We start from the raw sequence: 20,536 nt of genomic DNA, 5'->3' as shown, positions 1-20,536 counted from the left end.
CTGTGCAAAACGGCCTGTTTGGGAGCGTCCGGTTCGCGGCCGTATACTGCGCGTATGGTGAGCGCGTACCTGGGCGTCGCACTCGCGGTGGGCGCCGGCGTCGATTACGTGGCGCGCCTGGCCGTCGGGCGCGCCGCGTTCACGACGCGGGGCCACGACGCGGCGGTGGTCGCGGGGACCGCGATCGCGGTCGCGTCGGTCGCGATCGCCGGCGAGCCGCGCTGGGTGCTGTACGCCGCGCTCGGATGGTGCACCGCGTGGTTCGCCGCGACGCGGGCGATGCTGTCGCGCCTTCCCGACCGCACTCGCGCTCGCGTCGGCGAGCCGCTGCCGGCCTTCGACGTGGCGACCACCGACGGGACGCGCGTGTCGTCGGACCAACTCGCGGCCGAGGGACCGTTCGTGCTCGTGCTGTACCGCGGCAAGTGGTGACCGTTTTGCGTCGCCCAGCTCGGCGAGCTGGAACGCCACGCCGACGCGTTGCGCAGTGCGGGACTGCAGGTCTACGCGCTGAGCAACGAGCCGAGCGCCGATCAAGTCGCGCTCCAGCGCCGGCTCGGTGGACGCGTGCGGTTTCTGTCGGACCCGACCGGTGCGGCGCTCGACGCGCTCGGGCTGCGCGACGAGCGCGGCGCGCCCTGGTACGACCGCGTGTTCGCCGGCGCGCGTCCGGGCGACATCCCGATGCCGGCCACCCTGGTCGTCGGCGCGGACGGGCGCGTTCGGATGGTGTACCGCTCGGAGCGAATCGACGATCGCCCGCCGGCGTCGGAGCTGATCGCGCGCGCCACCGCCGCGGTGCGCGCGAACGCAGCGACGGGCGAGCGCCGCGCGTAGCCGTCACGCGCGCGCGGTCGCGATGCGCGCGAACGCAGCGACGGGCGAGCGCCGCGCGTAGCCGTCACGCGCGCGCGCGGTCGCGATGCGCGCGAACGCGGCGAGGCGCGAGCGCCGCGCGCCGCCGTCACGCGCGCGCGCGGTCCAGCGTTCGCGTCACCAGCGCCGCCAGTTCGGCGCGGTTGGTGACCCCGACGCGGCGGTACAGCCGAGACAGCCGCGTCGCGACGGTGCCGAGCGGAACGCCGAGGTCGGCGGCGATGTCCTTGTTCGCGCGTCCGTCGGTCACGTCGAGCGCGAGCTGCGCGTCGCGCCGGTGCAGGCCGAGCGCGTGCTGAAGCGCCTCGCGGCGATCGACGGCGCGCTGCGCGCGTACCGCGAACGCGACGGCGCCGCCGTTGACCGGCCACGCACATCCGCGCCATGCGACGCCCTCGGCAGTGGTCACTTCGATGTCGGTCTCGCGCACGGCGGCGGCAGAGCGCGCGCGCGCGACGATCGCCGCCGCCGGCGGCGACTGGGCCACCGGGATGCCGGGGGCGGCGCCCGCCAACAGCCGCCGCGCGGCCGGGTTTGCGTAGACGATGGTGTCGCGTGCGTCGACGACGGCGACCGCGTGATCGAACGCGTCGAGCACCTCGACGGGCCAGGAGACGTACTGCCGCATCGGGCGAAACAAAAGCAACACGCGTGCCCGCCGCAAGTCCGCGGGATGTGACGGTCGCGGCGACCGAACTGGGGCGTCGGAGTGCAACCGGCGGTTTGCAGTCGCCACGGCGCGGTCGCAGCGCGGGCGTGCGCCGCCTGCCGCGCGGCGCGGCCGTCGGGACGGAGTCCGCCCGCGGCGCGGCGGGACCGGCGTCTCCGTTTCGCGATACAGTGCCGGCGATGACGATGCACCGCTACGGGCCGCTGCAGGTCCACCGCGAGGGGGACGGGGGCGACGCGCTCGTCGTGTTGCTGCACGGCTTCGGCGCGCCGGGCGACGACCTCGTGCCGCTCGCTCCGCTGGTCGACGCGCCGCCCGGCACCGTGTTTGCCTTCCCGGAGGCGCCGCTCGAACTGCCGCCGCCGTATGCGCTCGGCAACGCGCGCGCGTGGTGGATGATCGATCTCGCCGCGGTCGAGCGGGCGCTGGCCGCCGGCCAGCCGCGGGCGCTGGCCGACGAGGTCCCCGAGGGATTGGCCGACGCGCGCGCGGCGGTCGTCGAGGCGCTCGACGCGATGCAGGCCGACCTGGGGATTCCGCCCGAACGCACCGTGCTCGGCGGGTTCTCGCAGGGCGCGATGCTGTCGGTCGACGTCGCGCTGCACACCGATCGCCCGTTCGCCGGCCTCGTCGTCCTGTCCGGCAACCTGTTGGCGGCGCGCGAGTGGACCCCGCGCATGCCGGCGCGCGCCGGGTTGCCCGTGTTCCAGAGCCACGGCGAACACGACCCGCTGTTGCCGTTTGCCGGCGCCGAGGCGCTGCGCGACGCATTGCGCGACGCGGGCGTGCCCGTCGAGTGGGTGGCGTTCCCGGGCGGCCACGAGATTGGCGCGCCGGCGCTCGACGGCGCGTCGGCGTTCGTGCGGCGCGTGCTCGGCGCGCGCTGACCGGCGCGCCGGTGCTCGGCGCCGCGACGGCGCGTGCTCGGCGCGCGCTGACCGGCGCGCCGGCGGTCGACGGCGCGCCGGCGTTCGCGCGCCGTTCGCCGGCGCCGCGACGGATCACCGCAGCTCCCGGCCGAACCGCGCGCGGAACGCCGCCCGCAGCTCGGCCAGCGCGGCGTCGTCGCCCGCGCGCCGGCACACCTGCGCGCGCAGCCGCCAGGCCGCCTCGAGGTTCGGCTCGATCGCGATCGCGCGCTGCAGGTGGCGCCGCGCGCGCGCCCACTGACGCCGCTGTGCCGCCAGCGTGCCGAGCAGGTAGTGCGCCCACACCGCGCCGTCCCACCGCGCGAGCGCGCCGCGGCACGCGCGCGCCGCCGCGGCGGCCCGCCCCGCGCGCACGTCCAGATCGCACTGCGCGATCAGGTGGCCCGGCGCGTTCGGCCACCGCCGGCGCAACTCGGCGATCGCGGCGGTCGCGTCGTCGATCCGCCCCGCGTACACGTGCGCGAGCGCGGTCTGCACGGCGCGTGCATATTCGCCCTCGTCCGCCGGCGGGATGCCGAGCGCCGCCGCGTCGGCCGGTAGGCCGATCACGTGGCGCGTGCGCGTCGCCGCCGCGCGCGCTTCGCGTACGTCGTCTCGGTCCGGCAAGTGCGCCAGCGCGTCGTCGAGCCATGTGTACACAGAAAGATGCTGGTACAACGTGGCCAGCGCGCGCCAGCCGGCCTCGTCGGCGGCCGCGGTGGAAGCCAGCCGCGCGTGTGCCTGCCGCGCGAGGTCGAGCGCCGCCGCCCGATCGCCCGCGCGCGCGTGCGCGCCGGCGAGTTCCAGCAGGGGCGACGCGTCGTCCGTCACGAGTTCGGCGGCGCGCCGGCACACGGTCGGGGCGGGCGCCGCCGCGCCGGTCACGCGCACCGCCGCCGTGCACGCGAGCGCGAACACCTCCGGTTCGTCGTCGAGCGCCTCGGTCAGCGGCAGGATTTCGTCGTACACCGCCCGGTAGTTCCCGGCCGCGGCCAGGCGCGCGGCGCGCGCGACGCGCGCGCGCACCGGCGGCGGCACGCGCGCCGACAGGCGCAAGCGCGGGGCGCGCGGCGCGTCGAGGACGGCTCGCAACTGCGCCAGCTCCGCGCGGGCGAACGCGCGCTCGTGGCGTGCCACCGCCGCCCGGATCGCGTCGCGCTCGGCCTGCCGTCGCTCGGCCGTGCGCGGCTCGCCGCGAAACGGCAGCGCCGCCCGAATGATCGCGTCGTTTTCCGGCGAGAACCAGGCGGCTCGGTGGCTGTAGCTCGGGCTCATCAGGTCCTCGGGCGCCGCGTGGTGCAGGGCCCCGAGCGAGTGCGCCCATTCGTGCAGGAACACCGCGCGTTCCTTGTGTCGTTTGCGCGCGCGATAGAGTTCCTCGTCCTCCGCCCAGATGAGTCCGCCGGCGACTTCCTTGAGGAAGGCGCGCTCGGCGATGTCGTTCATTCCGCGAAGCACGATGTGGCGCGATGCGAGATGGGCCGCACCGATGCGGTGAAACGACGGTGTCGCGCGGTCGAGATGGGACACCAACCCGACCACCCAGTCCACGTCGTCGCCAGGGTCGGTGTCCGCGAGTTGGTTGACCAGCGCATACAGATCGGTGTCGCCGTCGTGGGACCACGGCCGCATCGCGACGATCTCCAGCCGCACCTGGTAGGCCTGGGCCAGCGGCGCGTTGACGTCGCGCACGAGCGCGCGAAACTGCCGGCGCCAGTGCATGACCTGTGCGCGATAGTCGTCGTCGGCGTAGACGCGCACCGTGAGCGTGCGCGCGCGCGCGGGCGCCGGGCCGGGCTCCGGGCCGATGGCCGCCGGCCGCAGCGCGGCGACCTGCGCGGAGGTACCGCGCCACGCGGGCGTCGATATGCACGCGGTCGTCGCGCTCGCCGCGAGGATCGCGGTCGCGGCGATTGCCACGCGCGCGCGGGACTGCCAGGATGACTGCCATCGGAGTGGGGACACCACGGCACGAAGATAGATCCGACGCCCCCGCCGCTGCAAGCGCGCCGTCGCCGGCCGCGGTCGAACTGCGCGGCGCCGCGGCCGGCCCCGCTGGCGCACCGGTCGTCGCCGGCGTCACGTGGCGGGTGCCGGCAGGCGGGGTCGGCGTGATCGTCGGCCCGTCGGGGTCGGGCAAGTCGCGGCTGTTGCGCCTGCTCAACCGGCTGGACGAACCCGCCGCCGGCCACGTGTCCGTGCTCGGCCGGCCGATCGCCGACTGGCCGCCGCGCGCGCTGCGGCGAGCGGTCGGCTGGGTGCCGCAGCGGCCGGTGTTGTCCGAGGGCACCGCGCGCGATCAGCTCGCGCTGCCGGCGCGGCTCGGCGTCGTGGCGGCCGGCGACGCCGCGGCGCGAGCGCGCGACGCCGCCCGGATCGCGGGCGTCGCGGACGAGCTGCTCGCTCGGCCCGTGTCCGTGCTGTCCGGCGGCGAGCGCACGCGCGTGGCCATCGCGCGGGCGCTCGTCCTCGACCCGCGCGTGCTCGCGCTGGACGAGCCGACCTCCGGCCTCGACGGCGCGTCGGCCGCCGCGTTGCTCGCGCGCCTCGACCAGTGGCGGCGCACGCGCGGTGCCGCGCTCGTGGTCGTCACGCACCGGCTGGCGGACGTGCGCGCGCTCGGCGGCCAGCTCCTGCTGGTCGACGGCGGTGGTGTGGCGCTCGCCGGAGACACCGCCGCCGTTCTCGAGTCCGCCGGTGGCGCCCGGCTGCGCGCCCTGCTCGCGGGGGATTCGTAGTGGGACCGCAGCCGATCGGCGTCGGCCAGCTCGCGGCGGCCGCGCTGCTGGTCGTCGTGGGGCTCGGCGCGGTCCGCACGTTTCGCCTCGGTCTCGAGCGCGATCTGGCGTGGGCGGCGACGCGCACCGTCGCGCAGCTGTCGGTCGTCGGCTACGTCCTCGTCTGGATCTTCGCGCGCGCCGAGTTCGGCTGGGTCGCGCTCGCGTTCGGCGTGATGTTGACCGCGGCGACGTGGACGGCCGCGCACCGCGTCGCTCGCCCGATCCCCGGACTGCTCGGCTCGGCGGCGGTGGCGCTCGCGGTGTCGTGCGGCGCGACCACGTTCGCCGTGACCGCGCTGATCGTGCGCGCCGATCCCTGGTGGGCGCCGCGCTACTTTCTGCCGTTGGCCGGGATGATCGTCGGCAACGCGATGAACGCGGCGGCGCTCGCGGCCGAACGCCTGCAGTCCGAGATCGCCGCGCGCGCCGACGAGATCGAGGAGCGGCTCGCGCTCGCGGCGGCGCCGCGGCAGGCGGTGGCGCCCGCGTTGCGCGCGGCCCTGCGCGCGGCGCTCATTCCGACGATTAATTCGATGCTCACGGTCGGTCTGGTGTCGATCCCGGGCATGATGACCGGCCAGATGGTCGCGGGCGCCGATCCGTCGATGGCTGCGCGCTACCAGATCGTCGTGATGTTCATGCTCGCGGCGGCGACGACGTGGGCCGCGGTGCTGATCGGCGCCCTGCTGTACGGGCGGTTCTTTACGCGCGCGTGGCAGCTGCGCCGCGACGCGCTCGGCGCACCGTGACGCGCGGGCGCGCGGCGCGGCGACGCCGGCCGCCCGCGGCGCGCGCCGGCCGCCGCACGCCGCCTACGCCGCGCGGATGTTGCGCCGCGACAGCGCCACCCGCATCTTGCGGAGCGCGCCGGCCTGGATCTGGCGGATGCGCTCGCGCGACCGCTGGTACTCGTCGGCGATCTCCTGCAGGGTGTGCTCGCGCTCGCCGTCGAGACCGAATCGGCGGCGCACGACGTCGGTTTCGATTGACGACAGGTCGAGCATCACCTCGCGCAGCGCGCGCGAGATGGTCTCCTTGTCGATCTGCTCGTCCGGCGTGGACTCCTCGGCGGCCGGGTCCTGGAACACGTCGATCAGCGAGCGCTCGTCGTCGCCACCGACCGGCTGGTTCATCGACACCGGGTGGCCGAGCAGCAGCGTGCTCATCTGGCGCAGCTTGGCGACCGGCATGTCCACCGCGTCGGCCAGCTCCTTCTCGGTCGGATCCCGGCCGAGCTTGGCGAGCAGTTCGCGGCGCGCTTTCTTGAGCCGGTAGCCGGCGTCCACCATGTGGACCGGCACGCGCACCTCGCGACCGCGGTCGGCGAGCGCGCGGCCGACGGCGTGGCGGATCCACCAGCTCGCGTAGGTCGAAAACCGGAAGCCGCGCCGGTGATCGAACCGATCGACCGCCTTGAGAAGGCCGAGGTTGCCCTCCTGGATGAGGTCCGCGAGGCTCATCGGCCCCTTCGCGTAGCGGCGCGCGATGCTGATGACGAGCCGCAGGTTGGCGCGGACGAACGCCTCGCGCGCGCTGGCCGCGGCATCGGCCGCCTGGCGCACGTAGGCGACGTAGCGCTGGTAGGTGCGACTGGCGCCCGACACGGGGATGTCGCCGGCCTTCGCGCCGCGCTCCGCGTGCCGCTCGAGGTCGGCCATCACCGCTTTGAGCAGGTCCTTGTCGAGATCGAGCGGGCGAACCGCCCGTGCCGCGCGATCCGCGGCGCGCTCGAGCGCCGCGCGCGCCTGCTTGTTGGGGCGCGAGCCGGCGCGGGCCGCCGCGCGGGCGAGCGCGCGCAGGGCGCGCACCGGCGGCTCCTCGAGGTCGCGCTCGAGGCGGGCGGCCAGGTAGCGCGCGACCGGCCCGTACGAAAACAGGCGCTTCCACACCTCGATTTCGAGGGCCTCGATATCCTGCGCCAGCGCCGTCTCCTCCTCGGGCGTGAGCACGCGGTGTTCCGAAATGTCGCGGAAGTACTTCGACATGGCGCCGTCGGCATCCGACGGATCGGCCTTCGCCGCCGCCGGCGGGGCGCTGTCGAGTTCCAGATCCAAAGTGATGTCGTCGATTTCGTTCATGATCGCTCCGCTCGGCGCCGCGCCGCCGGTAACTCGTGTGCCGCCATCGATTGGATGCCCCGACGCTCCGTCGGGTTACGAGGGGGTGGGTTGGCGCAGACGCCGGTCACGTACCAACGTGTGCACGCGGCCGCCGGCGTGCAAGGGGGACGGCTGGCCCTCAGGGCAAGGAATCCTAGTTTACTGGATTTTGCCGGCGCGTCGCAAGGGAATGCCGCGCTGCGGCAGGACGGCTCGGCGAGCGCGGCGGCCGGTGTGGGCACGGCGGGGCACGCTGCGCCAGCGGCGGGGCGGGAGCGAGCCGGTCGGCCGGCGTCCGCCGCGCACGGCGAGCCGGGCGCTTAGCGTCCGCCGCCGAGGGCGAGCCGGGCGCCTGGCGTCCGCCGCCGAGGGCGAGCCGGTCGGCCGGCGTCAGCCGCCGAGTTCTTCCTCCGCGATGCGCTTGACGTCGGCCGCGTCGACCCGGCCCTTGTGCGCCTTCATGACGGCACCGACGACGCGGCCGGCCATCTTCGCGTCGGTGGCGCCGACGGCGGCGATCGCCTCGCGCACCGCCGCGCGCAGCTCGTCCTCCGACATCGGCTGCGGCAGGTACTTGGCGAGGTAGTCGACCTCGGCCTGTAGCTCGGCCGCGTTTTGCGCGCCCTTGTCGCCGGCGGCGCGAAACTGGTCGATCGCCTTTTGCAGCGACTTGACGTACTGGCCGATCACGTCCAGGTACAGCGCGTCGTCGACCTCCCCGCGAAACCCCTTGGCCGTGCGCCGCTCCATGACCTTGGTGTTCACCATGCGAATGCAGTTGGCGCGGGCCGTGTCGCGCGCCTTGATGGCGGCGGTGAGATCGTCGCGAAGCTGCTGCTCGATGGACATGGCCCGGGTATAGCATTGCCGGCGCGATGCGTGTGCTCCGCGCGATCGGTCCCGGGCTGCTCGTCGCCGCGACCGGCGTCGGCGCCGGCGATCTCGCGACCGCGGCGTTCGCCGGCGACCGGCTCGGCGTGGCGGTCGTGTGGGCCGTCGCGGTCGGCGCTGCGATGAAGTTCGCGCTCAACGAGGGGCTGGCACGGTGGCAGCTCGCGACCGGCGAGACGTTCCTCGAGGGGGTCGCGCGCCGGCTCGGCCGCGGCGCGCTCGCCGCGTTCCTCGCCTACTTCGCGCTGTGGAGCTTCTTCGTCGGCGCGGCGCTGATGTCGGCGTGCGGCGCGGCCCTGCACGCGATGATCCCCGCGTTCGACCGCGCGTCCGACGGCAAAGTGGCGTTCGGACTCGCCGCGAGCGCCGCCGGCTACGCGCTGGTACGCGCCGGCGGCTACACGCTGTTCGCGCGGGTGATGAGCGCGTGCATCGCGGCCATGTTCGTCACCGTCGTCGTCACCGCCGGGTTGGTGTGGCCGGGGACCGCCGCCGTCGCCCGCGGGCTCGTGCCGAGCGCCGCCGTGCTGCAGAGCGGCGCGCTCGGCTGGACCGTCGCGCTCATCGGCGGCGTCGGCGGCACCGTGACCATTCTGTGCTACGGCTACTGGATCCGCGAGGAGGGGCGCGCCGGGCTCGACGCGCTGCCCACGTGCCGCGTCGACCTCGGCGTCGGTTACGCCGCGACCGCGCTGTTCGGCGCCGCGATGGTCGTCGTCGGCAGCGCGGTTCACGTCGACGGCCGCGGCGCCGCGCTGGTGGTCGCGCTCGGCGACGCGCTCGGCCGCGCGCTCGGGCCGGCCGGACGCTGGCTGTTTCTGGCCGGCGCGTTCGGTGCGGTCTTCAGCAGCCTGCTCGGCGTGTGGCAGGCGGTGCCGTACCTGTTTGCCGACGTCGTGCGGCTGCTGGCCGGGCGCGCCGATCCGCCGGACGACCGGTCGCGCGCGTACCGCGCGTACGCCGTCGCGATCGCGACCGTGCCGGCGCTCGGGCTCGTCGGCGGTTTTCGCGCGATGCAGAAGCTGTACGCGACCGTGGGCGCCGCGTTCGTCCCGCTGCTCGCGCTCGGGCTGCTGGTGCTCTGCGGACGCGCGGCGTGGATCGGACGCGGCGCGCGCAATGGCCCGGCCTCGACCGCCGCGCTCGCCGCGACGCTCGCGTTCTTCGCGTGGCTGGCGATTCGCCGGTGGCTCGGCGGTTGACCGGCGCTGCCGCTCGGCCGATCCGGGCGAGCGCCGTCAACCGCCGAGCGTGTAGACGTCTCGATAGTCGGGGGTGACCGCGTCCCAGCCGAACGCGTCGCGCAGCCGCCGCCGAAACGCATCGGCCGCGGCCGGCTCACCGTGGGTGACGAACGCGCGGCGCGGGCGCAACCGCGCGCCCCGCAGCCAGGCGAGCAGTTCGGCGTAGTCGGCGTGCGCGGAGAGCGCGTGGATCTGCTCGACCCGCGCCCGCACCGGCACGTAGCGGCCGTGAATCTTCACCTCGTCGGCGCCGTCGGCGAGCGCCCGGCCGCGCGTGCCCGCCGCCTGGAAGCCGACGAGCAGGACGGTATTGCGTTCGTCCGGCAGGAAGCGGGCGAGGTGGTGTAGTACGCGCCCACCGGTGGCCATCCCGCTCGCGGACACGATCACCATCGGGCCGCCGTGCGCGTCGATCGCCTTCGATTGGTCCGGAGTGTGCGCGAACCGCGCGACGCCGCACAACGCGCGGCATTGCGCCTCCGACAGCCGGTGATCGTCGGCGTGGCGACAAAACAGCTCGGTCGCGTCGATCGCCATCGGACTGTCGAGGAACACCGGCACCTGCGGGATGCGCCCGGCCGCGCGCAGCTCGGCGACGATGTGCAACACGTGTTGGGTGCGGCCGACGGCGAACGACGGGATGACCACGACGCCTCGCCGCTCGGCGGCGCCGGTGACGACACGGGCGACTGCGGCGTACACGTCTTCGCGCGGATGGCGCCGGTCTCCGTAGGTCGATTCGACGACGAGGTAGTCCGTCGGTCGCAGCGGCGCCGGCCGCCGCATGATCGGGTCGTCAGGGCGGCCGACGTCCCCCGAAAACGTCACCGTAATGCCACCGGCGGTGATCGCCACGCACGCCGACCCGACGATGTGACCGGCCCGCGACAGCCGCGCGGTGACGCCGTCGGCGACGTCGACGGCGGTGTCGAAGGGCACGGCGCGCAGCTGGGCCAGACTCGCTTCCGCGTCGGCGCGGGTGTACAGCGGCTCGGCCGGACGATGGCGCGTGTAGCCATGGCGATTCGCCCGCCGCGCGTCCTCCTCTTGCAAGTGGCCGGCGTCGGGTAGCAGGATGTGCAACAGTTCGCGCGTGCCGGCGGTGCAATACACCGGACCGCGGTAGCCGAGCGCGCACAGGCGCGGCAGGTAGCCCGAATGATCGATGTGCGCGTGCGTGAGAACCACGGCGTCGACGGTCGCCGGGTCGAATGGCGGGCGCGCCCAGTTGCGCACGCGCAGCTTCTTGTAGCCCTGAAACAGCCCACAGTCGATCAGGACACGCGCGCGTCCGGTTTCGAGCAGGTAGCGCGAGCCGGTCACCGTGTCGGTGGCGCCGAGGAAGTGAAGGCGAGGGCGCATGACGGGCGCAGTATGCACCGACTGTGCCGGCGACGCCCGCTGGCGAGGTATCGACCGGCCGGGATCTCGCGGCGCAATCCCTTCGTCATCGCACGACGCGCGCGCAGTTCCTGCGCGAACCTCGCGCGGGTCGCGCGCCGCGTGCGGTAAGGTCCGCCGCATGGACAGCGTGTTTCTCGGGACCACCGGCGTGCGCGTGTCGCGGCTGGCGATGGGCACCATGTCGTTTGGCGGAGACGCCGACGAGGAGATGTCGCGGGCGCTGTTTGCCCGCGCGCGCGACGCGGGGATCAACCTGTTCGACTGCGCCGACGTCTACGCCGGCGGCCGGTCCGAGGAGATCCTCGGCCGCCTGATCGCCGGTTGCCGGGACGAGGTGGTGATCACGTCGAAGGTGTATTTCCCGACCGGAGCCGACGGCAACGCGCGCGGTAGCTCGCGGTACCACATCGTCCGCGCCGCCGAGGCGAGCTTGCGCCGGCTGAACACCGACCGCATCGACATTTATTTCTTGCACCGGTTCGACGACTACACCGATCTTGAGGACACGCTGCGCGGCCTCGAGTTGCTGGTGCAACAAGGAAAGATCCTGTATCCCGCGGTGAGCAACTTTGCCGCGTGGCAGATCGCGCGCGCGCTCGGCGTGGCGGAGCGGCACGGCTGGGCCAGGGTGGCGTGCGTGCAGCCGATGTACAACCTCGTCAAGCGCCAGGCCGAGGTCGAGATCCTGCCGCTGTGCGCGGCCGAGCGGTTGGGCTGTCTGCCGTACAGCCCACTCGGCGGCGGGCTGCTGTCGGGCAAGTACGGGGCGACGCGGCGGCCGTCCGCGGGCCGGCTGGTCGACAATGCGATGTACGCCACCCGCTATGGCGAGCGGTCGAACTACGACATCGCCGATGCGCTGTGCGCGATCGCCCGCGAGATCGGTGAGCCGCCGGCGGCGCTCGCGATCGCGTGGGTAGCCGCCCACCCGGCGGTCACCGCGCCGCTCATCGGTGCGCGCAACCTGGAGCAACTCGACGTGTGTCTGCGCGCGGCGGACATCGACATGACGCCGGAGCTGCGGGCGCGGCTGTCGGCGCTGTCGCCGGAGCCGCCGCCGGCGACGGACCGCAACGAGGAGCGCACCGAGCACAACTACGGGGCGCGGTAGGTGGCGGCATGCGGGACCAGGATCGCGCGATGACGCGGACGACGACGCGGGACGACGGCGGTGCGCCGGCCGTGGACGTGTGCGGCCTGTCGTTTCGCTACGGACCGGGCGGCGAGCTGGCGTTGCGCGACGCGACGCTCGCCGTGCAGCCGGGCTGGCGCGTTCTGATCGTCGGCGCCAACGGCGCGGGCAAGACCACGTTGCTGCGGGTCGTCGCCGGCAAACACATGGTCGACGCGGAGGCCGTCCGCGTGCTCGGCCGGCCGGCGTTCGACGACACGTCGCTGGCCGACGAGGTCGAACTGCTCGGCGGACCGTTCGCGTTTCGCGAGGACGTGCGCGTCGGCGCGCTCGTCGACGGCGTGCTCGGCGTGGACCCGGACCGCCGCGATCGACTGATCCGCGTGCTGGGGGTCGACGTCGACTGGCGGATGCACCGGGTGTCGGACGGCCAGCGCCGCCGCGTGCAGGTGCTGCTCGGCCTGCTGCGGCCGTCGCGCGTGCTGTTGCTCGACGAGGTGACGACGGATCTCGACGTGGTGGCGCGCTACGACCTGCTCGCGTTCCTGCGCGAGGAGAGCGAGCGGCACGGCACGGCGATCCTGTACGCGACGCACATCTTCGACGGGCTCGAAGCGTGGGCGACGCATCTGGCGTACGTGCGGGCCGGGCGGGTGGCGCGGTTTGCGCCGATGGAGTCGATCGACGAGCTGCGCGCGGCGCGAGCGGCGGGCACGCCGGCGCCGCTGGTCGGCGTCGTGCTCGATTGGTTGCGCGCGGAATGACGGCGGCGCGCGTGCGGCCGCGCGGCGCGGTCGGAGCGCTCGCCCGCTACTTTTGCGCGGCTGCGATGCACTGCTGCAGCGCCTGCATCGCATCGCCGACCGCCTTGCGATCGGCCGCCGGCACGTCGCCGAGTTCGCCCATGACCTTGCCCACCTCGTCCTGGACGCGGCCGGCGCACGCCTTGTCCTTGCACGCGCACGCCCGGTCCTTCAGCGCGCGCACCTTGCCGACCAGCGGCGACGGCGCGGCGGCCTCCGCCGGGTCGGGGGCGGCTGCGGCCGGAGCGGCCTTCACGGCGGCCTTGGCCGGGTCGGCCACCTGGAGCACCCGGGTCTTCATCTGTACGGGCGGTCGCGCCGGCTCGGCCTGGGGCGCGGGCGCGGTTTCGGCGCCGGCCGCGGGCGCGCGGTCGTCCTTCGAGCCGCACGCGGACAGGGTGAGGGCGAGACAGGCGACGGCGGCAGCGGCGATGCGGTGGACCATGCCGCGGGTTATACCGCCATTGGACGGCGGCGGCGACGCCGGCCGCGGCCGACGCGGTGGCGTCCGGCGGCAGCGCGGGGCCGCGGCGCCGCGAGTATAGTGGCGAACCTCGCGATGGCCGACCCGCTCGTCCCGGACAAGACGCTCGCCGATCTCGGCTGGCCCGCGCTCGTCGACGCGCTCGCCGCGCGGTGTCACACCGAGCCCGGCGCCGCGCGGGCGCGCGCGCTGGCGCCGTGCCGCGACGCGGGCGAGGCAACGCAGCGCATGCACTGGATCGAGGAGCTGCGCCAGCTGCGCGCCGGCGGCGAGCCGCCGCCGTTCGCGGGGATCTGCGACGTCGGGCCGCTGGTGGCGCGCACTGACAAGGGAGGCGTGCTCGATCCGCCGGAGCTGATCGCGGTCGCCGAGGCGGTCCGCGGGTGCGCGCGGCTCCGGCGTCACCTCGTCGACCGCCGCGAGGTCGCGCCCGGCGTCGCGGAACTCGCCGCCGCGATCGCTGACCGGTCGCACGACGTCGCCGGCCCGATCCTCGACGCGTTCGAGCCGGACGGGCGACTCGCGGACCACGCCAGCCCGCGCCTGGCGGACCTGCGCCGGCGCCACGCGGCGCTGCACGAGCGGATCGTCGCGCGCATCAAGCGGCTGTTCGACGATCCGCGCGCCGCGGCCGACCTGCAGGATCGGTACTACACGCAGCGCGAGGATCGCTATGTCGTGCCGGTGCGCAGCGACGCACCGTCGCGGTTGCGCGGCATCGTACACGGCACGTCGCAAACCGGCGCGACGCTGTACGTCGAGCCGGAGGTCCTCGTCGACCTCAACAACCGGTTGGTCGTGGCGCGGGACGAGATCGCCGCGGAGGAGCGGCGCATCCTCGCGGAGCTGTCCGGCTACGTGCGCGAGGACGCCGCGGCGATCCGCGACGCCGTCGACCGGGCGTGCTGGGTCGACGTGCTGGACGCGGCGGCACGGCTCGCGGACGACCTCGACGCGCACGCGCCGGACCTCGCCGGCGGGGGCGCGCTCGAGCTGCGCGCGGCGCGCCACCCGCTGATGGTGCTGGCCGGGCGACCGTGCGTCGCCAACGACCTCCGCGTGGAGCCGGGCCGCGCCGTGGTGATCTCGGGGCCGAACGCCGGCGGCAAGACCGTTGCGCTCAAGACGATCGGACTGGCCGCGGTCATGGCGCGCGCCGGGCTGCCGATCGCGGCGGCGGCGGGCAGCCGCGTGCCGTGGCTGCGCGCGATCCACAGCGACATCGGCGACGACCAGAGCCTCGAGCGCGACCTGTCGACGTTCAGCGCGCACGTCGTCCACTTGCGCGACATGCTCGCCGACGCCGGGCCGGACGCGCTGTTTCTGATCGACGAGGTGGCGGCGGGGACGGCGCCGGAGCAGGGCGCAGCGCTCGCGCAGGCCGTGCTCGAAGCGATGGTGGAACGCGGCGCGCGCGCGGTCGTGACGACCCACTTCGAGCCGCTCAAGGCGCTCGCGGCGCGGGACGCGCGCTTCGTCAACGCGGCGGTCGGTTTCGATCTCGACCGGCTCGAGCCGACGTTTCGGCTGCACCTCGGCGCGCCGGGGTCGTCGGGGGCGCTGCACGTGGCGCGCCGGTTCGGCCTGCCAGAGGAGGTGGTGGCGCGCGCCGAGGCGTTGCTCGGCGAGGGCCGCGGGACGGTCGAGGCGCTGCTCGCCGAGGCGCAGGCCGCGCGCGCCGCGCTGGATCGCGAGCGCGAGCAGGTCGACCGGCTGCGCGCCGAGGCGGACGCGGACCGGCGCGCCGCCGCGGCCGCTCGCGCGGACGCCGAGGCGCGGTTGCGGCGGATCGCCGAGGGCGCGCACGGCGAGGCGGTCGACGCGCTGCGCCGCGCGCGCGCGGAACTCGACGCCGTGCGGCGCCGCGTGCGCCGCGACCCGGACGGCGCGGATGGCGCCGCGGCGCAGGTCGACGCGCTGGCCCGCGCGGTGCGGGCGGCCGCGCCGGCGCCGCCGGCGGCCAGCGGCGCGCCGCCCGACGCGGCCGAGCTGCGGCCCGGGACGCACGTCGTCGTCACGACGTTCGGCGGGGCGGCCGCGCAGGTCGTGGACCCGCCGCGCGGAGGCAAGCTGGTCGTGCGCGTCGGCAGCGCGCGGATGACCGTGCCGGTCGACGCCGTGCGCTTGGCGCCGCCGGCGCGCCGCCGCCGCACGGACGCGCCGCCGCGGACGCGCGTCCGCCGCGAGCGCGCGCCGGACTGGGCCGACCGCGCCGACGACCAGGCGCCCGCTCGCACCGTGGACAACACGCTCGACCTGCGCGGCGAGCGGGTCGACGACGCGCTCGCCCGCCTCGAGCGGTTCCTCGACGACTGCATCCTCGCGGAGCGCGACGTGGTGTTCGTCGTCCACGGCCACGGCACCGGCGCGCTGCGCGACGCGGTGCGCCGCGAGGTCGGCGCGCACCCGGTGGTGGCGCGCTGGCGTCCCGGCGACCTGCAGGACGGAGGCGACGGCGTCACGGTGTGTTTCTTGCGGACGTAGGCCGCTCGGCGCGCGCGGCCGGTGGCGTACCGGCGCCATCGTCTTTAGGCTTCGCGGGTGGAGTCTCCGGTCTACGCGCTCGACCTCATCGCCGATCCGTCCGACGTGGACGAACTCGGCCACATCTCCAATCTCGTGTACGTGCGCTGGGTGCTGGACGTGGCGCGCGCGCACTCGGACGCGGTCGGCTGGACGCACGACGCGTACCGCCGACTGGGCGCCGTGTGGGTCGTGCGCAGGCACGAGATCGACTATCTGCGGCCGGTGAGGGCGGGCGACCGGGTGCAACTGGCGACGTGGGTGGATGCGTGGCGGGGAGCGTCGTCGATCCGCCGCACGTCGATCCGCGCCGGCGACGTCGAGGCGGCGCGAGCCAGCACGTTGTGGGCGTTCGTGTCGTTCGACTCGGGCCGGCCGGTGCGCATTCCGGACCGGCTCAAAGTCGACTTCGCCGGCGCGCCTCGCGGGGCGTAACGCCGGCGGCGGCGCGTGCATCTGGTAGGAACGGTCACGGGAAGTGAGCGCCGGTCGTCCACGATGGAACGGCCGGCGAGCCGAGACCGTTGTATGGACGAGCCAGGGTCTCATGCACACGCCATCGTTCTTTCGCGCAGCAGGTCTCGCAGTCGCCGCCGCGGTCGCCGCGTGCGGTGGCGCCGACGCACCGCCGGCCGCCGACGCCGATCCGGCCGCGCTCGAACCGCCGCCCGAGTGCGCGCTCGGCCCGCGCGATCCGGCGTGGTCGCCGCCGACCGGCGACTACGGCGGCGAGGTCGGCCAGTACTTGCCCGACTTCGACGCGTCGATCACCGACTGCGACGGCAACCCGGTGTCGCTGTACGACATCGTGTCGCAGGCCGAGTTGACGCTCGTGAGCATCGGGGCCGGTTGGTGCGAGCCGTGCATCACCGAGAGTCAGACGCTCGACGCCGACGTGTTTCGCGCATTCTGCGCGCGCGGTCTGCGCGTAGTGCAGGTGTTGTTCGAGGACGCGCAGTCGCGACCGGCGACCAAGCTGTTTTGCAGCGAGTGGAAGCAGCGCTTCGCGCTCAGCTTTCCAGTGACGGTCGATCCGCTGTTCACCACCCGAGCCCTGTTCGACTCGATCCAGGCGCAGACGCCGTTGAACTTGCTGGTCGACGCGACCGGCAAGATCGTGTTCAAGGAGACCGGGACGCCGGGCGAGGGACTTCCGGACCAGATCGATGCGCTGCTGCCGTAGCGCCGCCGCGCTCGCGGCCAGCGCCGTGGCGGTCGCCGCGGCGACCGCGTTCGCGGGCGGCGACGACGCGCCGGCGGACCCTGCGCCGCGCGCGACGCTGTACGCGTTCTTCGCCACGTGGTGCGTGCCCTGCCGGGTCGAGCTGCCGCACATTCAACGGCTGCACGCGACGTACGCGTCGCGCGGCCTGCGCGTGGTGCTCGTGTCCGAGGACGCGCCGTCGACGGCGCAGAACGTGCCGGCGTTCCTCGCGCGCTACGGGGTGACCGCGCCGTGGGTCGTGGACGACGAGTCCGATCTGCTGGCCCGCTACAACCCGACCGGCAGCGTGCCGTTTACGGTGGTCGTCGACGGCGGCGGCCGCGTCGTCTACGCGCACGCCGGCTACGAACCGGGTGACGAGGCGTTGGTCGACGCCGCGGTGGCCGACCTGCTGTCGGGTGCGGCGGATCGGGCCGCCCGGCGCACGCGGGCCATCTACGGGTCGAGCCAGTCGCTCGGCGTGTGGCGGAAGTCGCGGTTCGAGCAGGCCGGGGCCGATGCGCGGCTGGTCGCGGGGATCGGCCGCGTGGAGGTCGGCGGGCGCGCGAGCCGCGTATCGGCGACCGCGCGCGTCGACGGCGCGCTCGTCGACGACGCGGCGGCCGACGACGGGCGCGCCACGGATGCGCGGCTCGAGCGCGTCGCGGTCGCGTACGACTTCGGGCCGGTGCGGCTGCTGGCGGGCGACGACTACGTGGCGTTCGGCCACGGGGTGTCGCTGTCTCTGCGCAAGGTCGATCCACTCGGCGTCGACACGTCGCTGCGCGGCGCGCGGGTCGACGCGCGCGGCGGCCCGGTCCGCGCGACCGCCATCGCGGGCCGCGCCAATCCGCAAAACCTCGACCCGATCGATTTGCGCGTGGTCGACGATGTGCGCGATGCGATCGGCGGTGCGGAGGTCGCGGTCGACGTCGGCCCGGCGACGATCGCGCCGTACGGGCTGTACGTGCTCGCGCGCGACGCCTCGCCGTTCCTCGAGGACCCCGACGATCCCGCGTCGTCGCGCGGCGAGATGGACTGGACGATCGGCGGCGTGTCGGCGGACCTTCGGCGCGGGGGCGTGCAGGTGGCCGCCGAGGTGGCGGCCGGGCGCCGGCGCACCGAGCTGGCGGCCGGCGCGCGGCAGCGCGTCACCGCGTGGGCGGCGTACGCGGCCGCGCAGTGGTCGGTGGGCAGGACGACGGCGCTCGTCGACGCGAAGGCGTATCGCCACTGGGACATCGGCCGCGACCAGATGGGCGTCGCGCTCGCGTACAACGAGGCGCCGACACTCGAGCGCGAAGACCAGGAGGTGCCGAACAACGCCGACGCGATCGGCGCGCGGGCGCGACTGGAGGTGCGGCTGCCGCATGCGGTGACGGCGTTCGCCAACGCATTGGCGTATCGCTACGCGGAGGACGGCGCCGATCCGGTCGACCGCGACCTGGCCGTGCACGCGTACGCGGGCGTCGATCGCCAGTTCTCCGGCGGCGCGTCGGCGTCGGTCGCGGCGGGCATCCGCCGCGAGCGCGCGATGAACCTGGCGACCGACCGACTCGAGCGCAAGTTGTCGCTGTGGCACGTGGACGTGGACGCGGCGGTGCCGCTGGCGGCGCGGTGGGCGGCGACGTTCAAGTGGAACCACCGCAGCGAGGACAGGCGGAGCGGGCTGGCGTTCGTGCGCGGGCTCGCGGTCGCCGGGCTGGCGTGGCGCGGGGTCGGCACGCTGTCGGCGCTGTACGGCTACTCGACCGAGGACGCGCGCACGCCGGCGCACTATCCGGCGGCAGAGTTGCTCGTACATCTATCGCGGGGCGGCCAGGCGCGGCTGTTCGCGGGCCGGCTCACGGGCGGGCGCGTGTGCGTGTCGGGGACGTGCCGGGACGTGCCGCCGTTCGAGGGGGTGCGCGTGGACGTGGTGGTCAACTGGTAGCGTGGTGGCCGCTGGCCGAGGCGACGTCGCGCGATGCGAGCCGACCGCGAGCCGGCGGGCCGGCGGGCCGGCGACGGCCGGGGCCGGGGCGGCCGGGGCCGGGGCGGCCGGGGAGGAGGCCGGGGCGCGTCGGCCTCGCGCGGGCAGGTGCCGCGCGGCGCACCGCCGTCCGGATTGAGCCGCGGCCGTCCGCCGACGTCCTTCCGCGATTCCGGTACGTTGCGGCCACAGGCGGCGGCGGCGAGGCGCCCGCGCGAAGATTGCGTAGGAGCAAGGCCGTAACTTCGGTAAAGTCGCATACGCCAGGGGTGGTGCAGGAGCCGGGGCCGGACGGGGACCCGCTGGCGAGGGGTGATGTGCCACACATGGCGGAAGACTTCGAGAAGTTGCGTGCGCGGTACCGCCTGCGGTTCATCGATGGGGCCCAGCGCCGCATCGACGCCGGGCTGGAGTTGGTCAAGGCGCACACTGCGGACAACGCGCGCCGCCTCGCGGACGAGCTCCGGTCGCTCGCCGGGGAGGCATCCATTCTCGGGCTCGACGCGTTGGCGTCGGTCGCGCGCGCCGGCGCGGACGCGGCCCGCCTGTGGGCCGAGCAAGCCAGCGATGCGGCGGTGCGGGTGTGCGAACACTCGCTGCACACGCTCGCCGACACGGTCGCCCTGCTCGCGGAGATGACCACGGGCGACTTCACGCGCGAAGCCGAGCGCGTCCTCGCGGGCAAGGCGCGGTCGACGTCGCGCGATGCGTGATCGCGAAGGCGGTTACGGGCCGACGCAGCGCAGCGCGTCGACGCACGAAAAGATCGCGTCGACCGACAACATCGCGCCGAACGGATCGAGCGGGCCGCGCTGTGGGGCGTCGCAGTCGAACGACGCGAGCGCATCCAAACACGCCGCGGCCGACGCTTCGTTGTAGCGGCACGTACCGTCGGCGACCTTGGCGGCGACATCGCCGGACGGCAGCGCGGATGCGACCGTCCGGCACAGGATCTCGATGGAGGGATCCGCGTCGGCACAGTCGGCCAGCTTGGCGCACATCTCGTCGGCGACCTTGTGCGCGAACTCATCGGGCGGCGGTGCGTCGTCCGGGTTGGCGGCGCGCCGGCGGGGCAGCATCAGGTCGAACGGGTCGAAGCCGGGGTTCGGGCGGGAGGGGACGTGCAGCGCGCGCGCCGAGCGGGCGGCGCGGTCCGGCTCGACGCGGCGCGAGCCACCGGCGCGTTCGATCAGGATGCCGGTCGCCATGCCGAGGGCAAACAGGAGGGCCGCGGCGCCGGCGATCAGCCAGCGGCGTCCCGCGCGGCTGGCGGGGACCGGCCGGGGCGGCTGCGCGGGCGCGGGCGGTGCGGCCGAGTTCGACGCGTTCGCACATGGGGGGCCGGCCGGCGGGCTCCCGGTCGGCGCGGCGGCGCTCGTGAGCGGCGCGTCGGCGGCGGTCGTACCCGGCGGCGCGGGGGCGGTGCCGGCGGTCGCGCCCCGCGCGGTGGCCGCGGCGGCGGCGCTCGCGTCCGCGGTCGGCGCGGCGCTCGCGCCGGCGGTCGGCGCGGCGGCGGCGCTCGCGGTCCCGGTCGGCGCGGCGGCGG

Annotated in this window: 20 protein-coding genes and 1 pseudogene; 14 read left to right on the top strand and 7 right to left on the bottom strand. The window is 75.0% G+C overall.

The window, feature by feature from the left end:
- Window positions 1-54 precede the first annotated feature (54 nt).
- Window positions 55-432 (top strand): hypothetical protein, encoded by a 378-nt coding sequence (locus tag D6689_17575; GenBank protein ID RMH39130.1) that lies wholly within the window; start codon window positions 55-57, stop codon window positions 430-432.
- Window positions 433-459: 27 nt separating this feature from the next.
- The gene (locus tag D6689_17570) at window positions 460-837 is read left to right on the top strand and encodes a hypothetical protein (protein ID RMH39129.1); all 378 of its coding nucleotides are present in this window, start codon (window positions 460-462) and stop codon (window positions 835-837) included.
- Window positions 838-964: 127 nt separating this feature from the next.
- On the opposite strand, the gene D6689_17565 is transcribed toward D6689_17570, so the two are convergent.
- On the bottom strand, window positions 965-1,504 hold the full coding sequence (locus D6689_17565) for a LuxR family transcriptional regulator (protein ID RMH39128.1): 540 nt from the start codon (window positions 1,502-1,504) through the stop codon (window positions 965-967).
- Here D6689_17565 and D6689_17560 point away from each other — a divergent pair.
- Window positions 1,261-2,433 carry a hypothetical protein gene (locus tag D6689_17560; protein ID RMH39142.1) on the top strand — a complete coding sequence of 391 codons (1,173 nt, stop codon included), beginning with the start codon at window positions 1,261-1,263 and terminating at the stop codon, window positions 2,431-2,433. The two genes, D6689_17565 and D6689_17560, sit on opposite strands and share 244 nt — an antisense overlap.
- Before the next feature lie 114 nt (window positions 2,434-2,547).
- Here D6689_17560 and D6689_17555 read toward each other — a convergent pair whose 3' ends face one another.
- On the bottom strand, window positions 2,548-4,374 hold the full coding sequence (locus D6689_17555) for a hypothetical protein (protein RMH39127.1): 1,827 nt from the start codon (window positions 4,372-4,374) through the stop codon (window positions 2,548-2,550).
- Window positions 4,375-4,394: 20 nt separating this feature from the next.
- Between D6689_17555 and D6689_17550 the strand changes: the two genes are divergently transcribed.
- Window positions 4,395-5,192: an ABC transporter ATP-binding protein gene (locus D6689_17550; protein ID RMH39126.1), complete on the top strand. Its 798-nt coding sequence runs from the start codon at window positions 4,395-4,397 to the stop codon at window positions 5,190-5,192.
- Window positions 5,009-5,983 carry an iron export ABC transporter permease subunit FetB gene (gene fetB, locus D6689_17545; GenBank protein ID RMH39125.1) on the top strand — a complete coding sequence of 325 codons (975 nt, stop codon included), beginning with the start codon at window positions 5,009-5,011 and terminating at the stop codon, window positions 5,981-5,983. The genes D6689_17550 and fetB overlap by 184 nt, the downstream gene beginning before the upstream one ends.
- 63 nt (window positions 5,984-6,046) lie before the next feature.
- Here the strand turns inward: fetB and D6689_17540 are convergent, their stop codons facing one another.
- Both D6689_17540 and D6689_17535 read right to left on the bottom strand, forming a co-directional pair.
- On the bottom strand, window positions 6,047-7,312 hold the full coding sequence (locus tag D6689_17540) for an RNA polymerase sigma factor RpoD/SigA (GenBank protein RMH39124.1): 1,266 nt from the start codon (window positions 7,310-7,312) through the stop codon (window positions 6,047-6,049).
- Window positions 7,313-7,723: 411 nt separating this feature from the next.
- On the bottom strand, window positions 7,724-8,182 hold the full coding sequence (locus D6689_17535) for a hypothetical protein (GenBank protein ID RMH39123.1): 459 nt from the start codon (window positions 8,180-8,182) through the stop codon (window positions 7,724-7,726).
- A 26-nt stretch (window positions 8,183-8,208) separates the two neighbouring features.
- Between D6689_17535 and D6689_17530 the strand changes: the two genes are divergently transcribed.
- Complete coding sequence (locus D6689_17530) at window positions 8,209-9,426, top strand: iron transporter (protein ID RMH39122.1); 1,218 nt, start codon at window positions 8,209-8,211, stop codon at window positions 9,424-9,426.
- Between the two features lie 36 nt (window positions 9,427-9,462).
- On the opposite strand, the gene D6689_17525 is transcribed toward D6689_17530, so the two are convergent.
- Window positions 9,463-10,830, bottom strand: a complete 1,368-nt coding sequence (locus D6689_17525) for an MBL fold metallo-hydrolase (protein ID RMH39121.1) — start codon at window positions 10,828-10,830, stop codon at window positions 9,463-9,465.
- Window positions 10,831-10,990: 160 nt separating this feature from the next.
- Here D6689_17525 and D6689_17520 point away from each other — a divergent pair, with 160 nt between their 5' ends.
- Both D6689_17520 and D6689_17515 read left to right on the top strand, forming a co-directional pair.
- Window positions 10,991-11,983, top strand: coding sequence for an aldo/keto reductase (locus D6689_17520; GenBank protein RMH39120.1), 993 nt, complete (start codon window positions 10,991-10,993; stop codon window positions 11,981-11,983).
- Between the two features lie 8 nt (window positions 11,984-11,991).
- Window positions 11,992-12,768, top strand: coding sequence for an ATP-binding cassette domain-containing protein (locus D6689_17515; GenBank protein ID RMH39119.1), 777 nt, complete (start codon window positions 11,992-11,994; stop codon window positions 12,766-12,768).
- 238 nt (window positions 12,769-13,006) lie between these two features.
- On the opposite strand, the pseudogene D6689_17510 reads toward D6689_17515, so the two are convergent.
- A pseudogene (locus tag D6689_17510) lies at window positions 13,007-13,252 on the bottom strand (hypothetical protein).
- Between the two features lie 114 nt (window positions 13,253-13,366).
- On the opposite strand from D6689_17510, the gene D6689_17505 reads away from it, so the two are divergent.
- From D6689_17505 to D6689_17485, 5 genes are all read left to right on the top strand, one after another.
- Window positions 13,367-15,775 carry an endonuclease MutS2 gene (locus tag D6689_17505; protein ID RMH39118.1) on the top strand — a complete coding sequence of 803 codons (2,409 nt, stop codon included), beginning with the start codon at window positions 13,367-13,369 and terminating at the stop codon, window positions 15,773-15,775.
- Between the two features lie 57 nt (window positions 15,776-15,832).
- Window positions 15,833-16,249: an acyl-CoA thioesterase gene (locus tag D6689_17500; protein RMH39117.1), complete on the top strand. Its 417-nt coding sequence runs from the start codon at window positions 15,833-15,835 to the stop codon at window positions 16,247-16,249.
- Window positions 16,250-16,361: 112 nt separating this feature from the next.
- Window positions 16,362-16,997: a hypothetical protein gene (locus D6689_17495; protein ID RMH39116.1), complete on the top strand. Its 636-nt coding sequence runs from the start codon at window positions 16,362-16,364 to the stop codon at window positions 16,995-16,997.
- Complete coding sequence (locus tag D6689_17490; GenBank protein RMH39115.1) at window positions 16,981-18,951, top strand: TlpA family protein disulfide reductase; 1,971 nt, start codon at window positions 16,981-16,983, stop codon at window positions 18,949-18,951. The genes D6689_17495 and D6689_17490 overlap by 17 nt, the downstream gene beginning before the upstream one ends.
- Window positions 18,952-19,316: 365 nt before the next feature.
- Complete coding sequence (locus D6689_17485) at window positions 19,317-19,703, top strand: hypothetical protein (GenBank protein RMH39114.1); 387 nt, start codon at window positions 19,317-19,319, stop codon at window positions 19,701-19,703.
- A 12-nt stretch (window positions 19,704-19,715) separates the two neighbouring features.
- Here the strand turns inward: D6689_17485 and D6689_17480 are convergent, their stop codons facing one another.
- A complete protein-coding gene (locus D6689_17480) occupies window positions 19,716-20,198 on the bottom strand; it encodes a hypothetical protein (GenBank protein RMH39113.1) in 483 nt (160 codons plus the stop codon).
- On the opposite strand from D6689_17480, the gene D6689_17475 reads away from it, so the two are divergent.
- Window positions 20,197-20,536 (top strand): hypothetical protein (locus D6689_17475; protein RMH39112.1); only part of this gene is annotated, 340 nt, incomplete at its 3' end. The genes D6689_17480 and D6689_17475 overlap by 2 nt on opposite strands.

It is taken from the genome of Deltaproteobacteria bacterium, from assembly GCA_003696105.1.
Lineage (GTDB): Bacteria > Myxococcota_A > Polyangia > Haliangiales > J016 > J016.
Note: the sequence above shows the minus strand (reverse complement) of the source record. Positions and strands in the feature narration are given on the sequence as shown.

Excerpts from the sequence above, each read along its gene's own strand:
- D6689_17575 (RMH39130.1), top strand. The coding sequence starts at position 55 with ATGGTGAGCGCGTACCTGGGCGTCGCACTCGCGGTGGGCGCCGGCGTC.
- D6689_17560 (RMH39142.1), top strand. The coding sequence starts at position 1,261 with ATGCGACGCCCTCGGCAGTGGTCACTTCGATGTCGGTCTCGCGCACGG.
- D6689_17565 (RMH39128.1), bottom strand. The coding sequence starts at position 1,504 with ATGCGGCAGTACGTCTCCTGGCCCGTCGAGGTGCTCGACGCGTTCGAT.
- D6689_17550 (RMH39126.1), top strand. The coding sequence starts at position 4,395 with ATGACTGCCATCGGAGTGGGGACACCACGGCACGAAGATAGATCCGAC.
- D6689_17540 (RMH39124.1), bottom strand. The coding sequence starts at position 7,312 with ATGAACGAAATCGACGACATCACTTTGGATCTGGAACTCGACAGCGCC.
- D6689_17535 (RMH39123.1), bottom strand. The coding sequence starts at position 8,182 with ATGTCCATCGAGCAGCAGCTTCGCGACGATCTCACCGCCGCCATCAAG.
- D6689_17530 (RMH39122.1), top strand. The coding sequence starts at position 8,209 with ATGCGTGTGCTCCGCGCGATCGGTCCCGGGCTGCTCGTCGCCGCGACC.
- D6689_17525 (RMH39121.1), bottom strand. The coding sequence starts at position 10,830 with ATGCGCCCTCGCCTTCACTTCCTCGGCGCCACCGACACGGTGACCGGC.
- D6689_17520 (RMH39120.1), top strand. The coding sequence starts at position 10,991 with ATGGACAGCGTGTTTCTCGGGACCACCGGCGTGCGCGTGTCGCGGCTG.
- D6689_17515 (RMH39119.1), top strand. The coding sequence starts at position 11,992 with ATGCGGGACCAGGATCGCGCGATGACGCGGACGACGACGCGGGACGAC.
- D6689_17505 (RMH39118.1), top strand. The coding sequence starts at position 13,367 with ATGGCCGACCCGCTCGTCCCGGACAAGACGCTCGCCGATCTCGGCTGG.
- D6689_17495 (RMH39116.1), top strand. The coding sequence starts at position 16,362 with ATGCACACGCCATCGTTCTTTCGCGCAGCAGGTCTCGCAGTCGCCGCC.
- D6689_17490 (RMH39115.1), top strand. The coding sequence starts at position 16,981 with ATGCGCTGCTGCCGTAGCGCCGCCGCGCTCGCGGCCAGCGCCGTGGCG.
- D6689_17485 (RMH39114.1), top strand. The coding sequence starts at position 19,317 with ATGGCGGAAGACTTCGAGAAGTTGCGTGCGCGGTACCGCCTGCGGTTC.
- D6689_17480 (RMH39113.1), bottom strand. The coding sequence starts at position 20,198 with ATGGCGACCGGCATCCTGATCGAACGCGCCGGTGGCTCGCGCCGCGTC.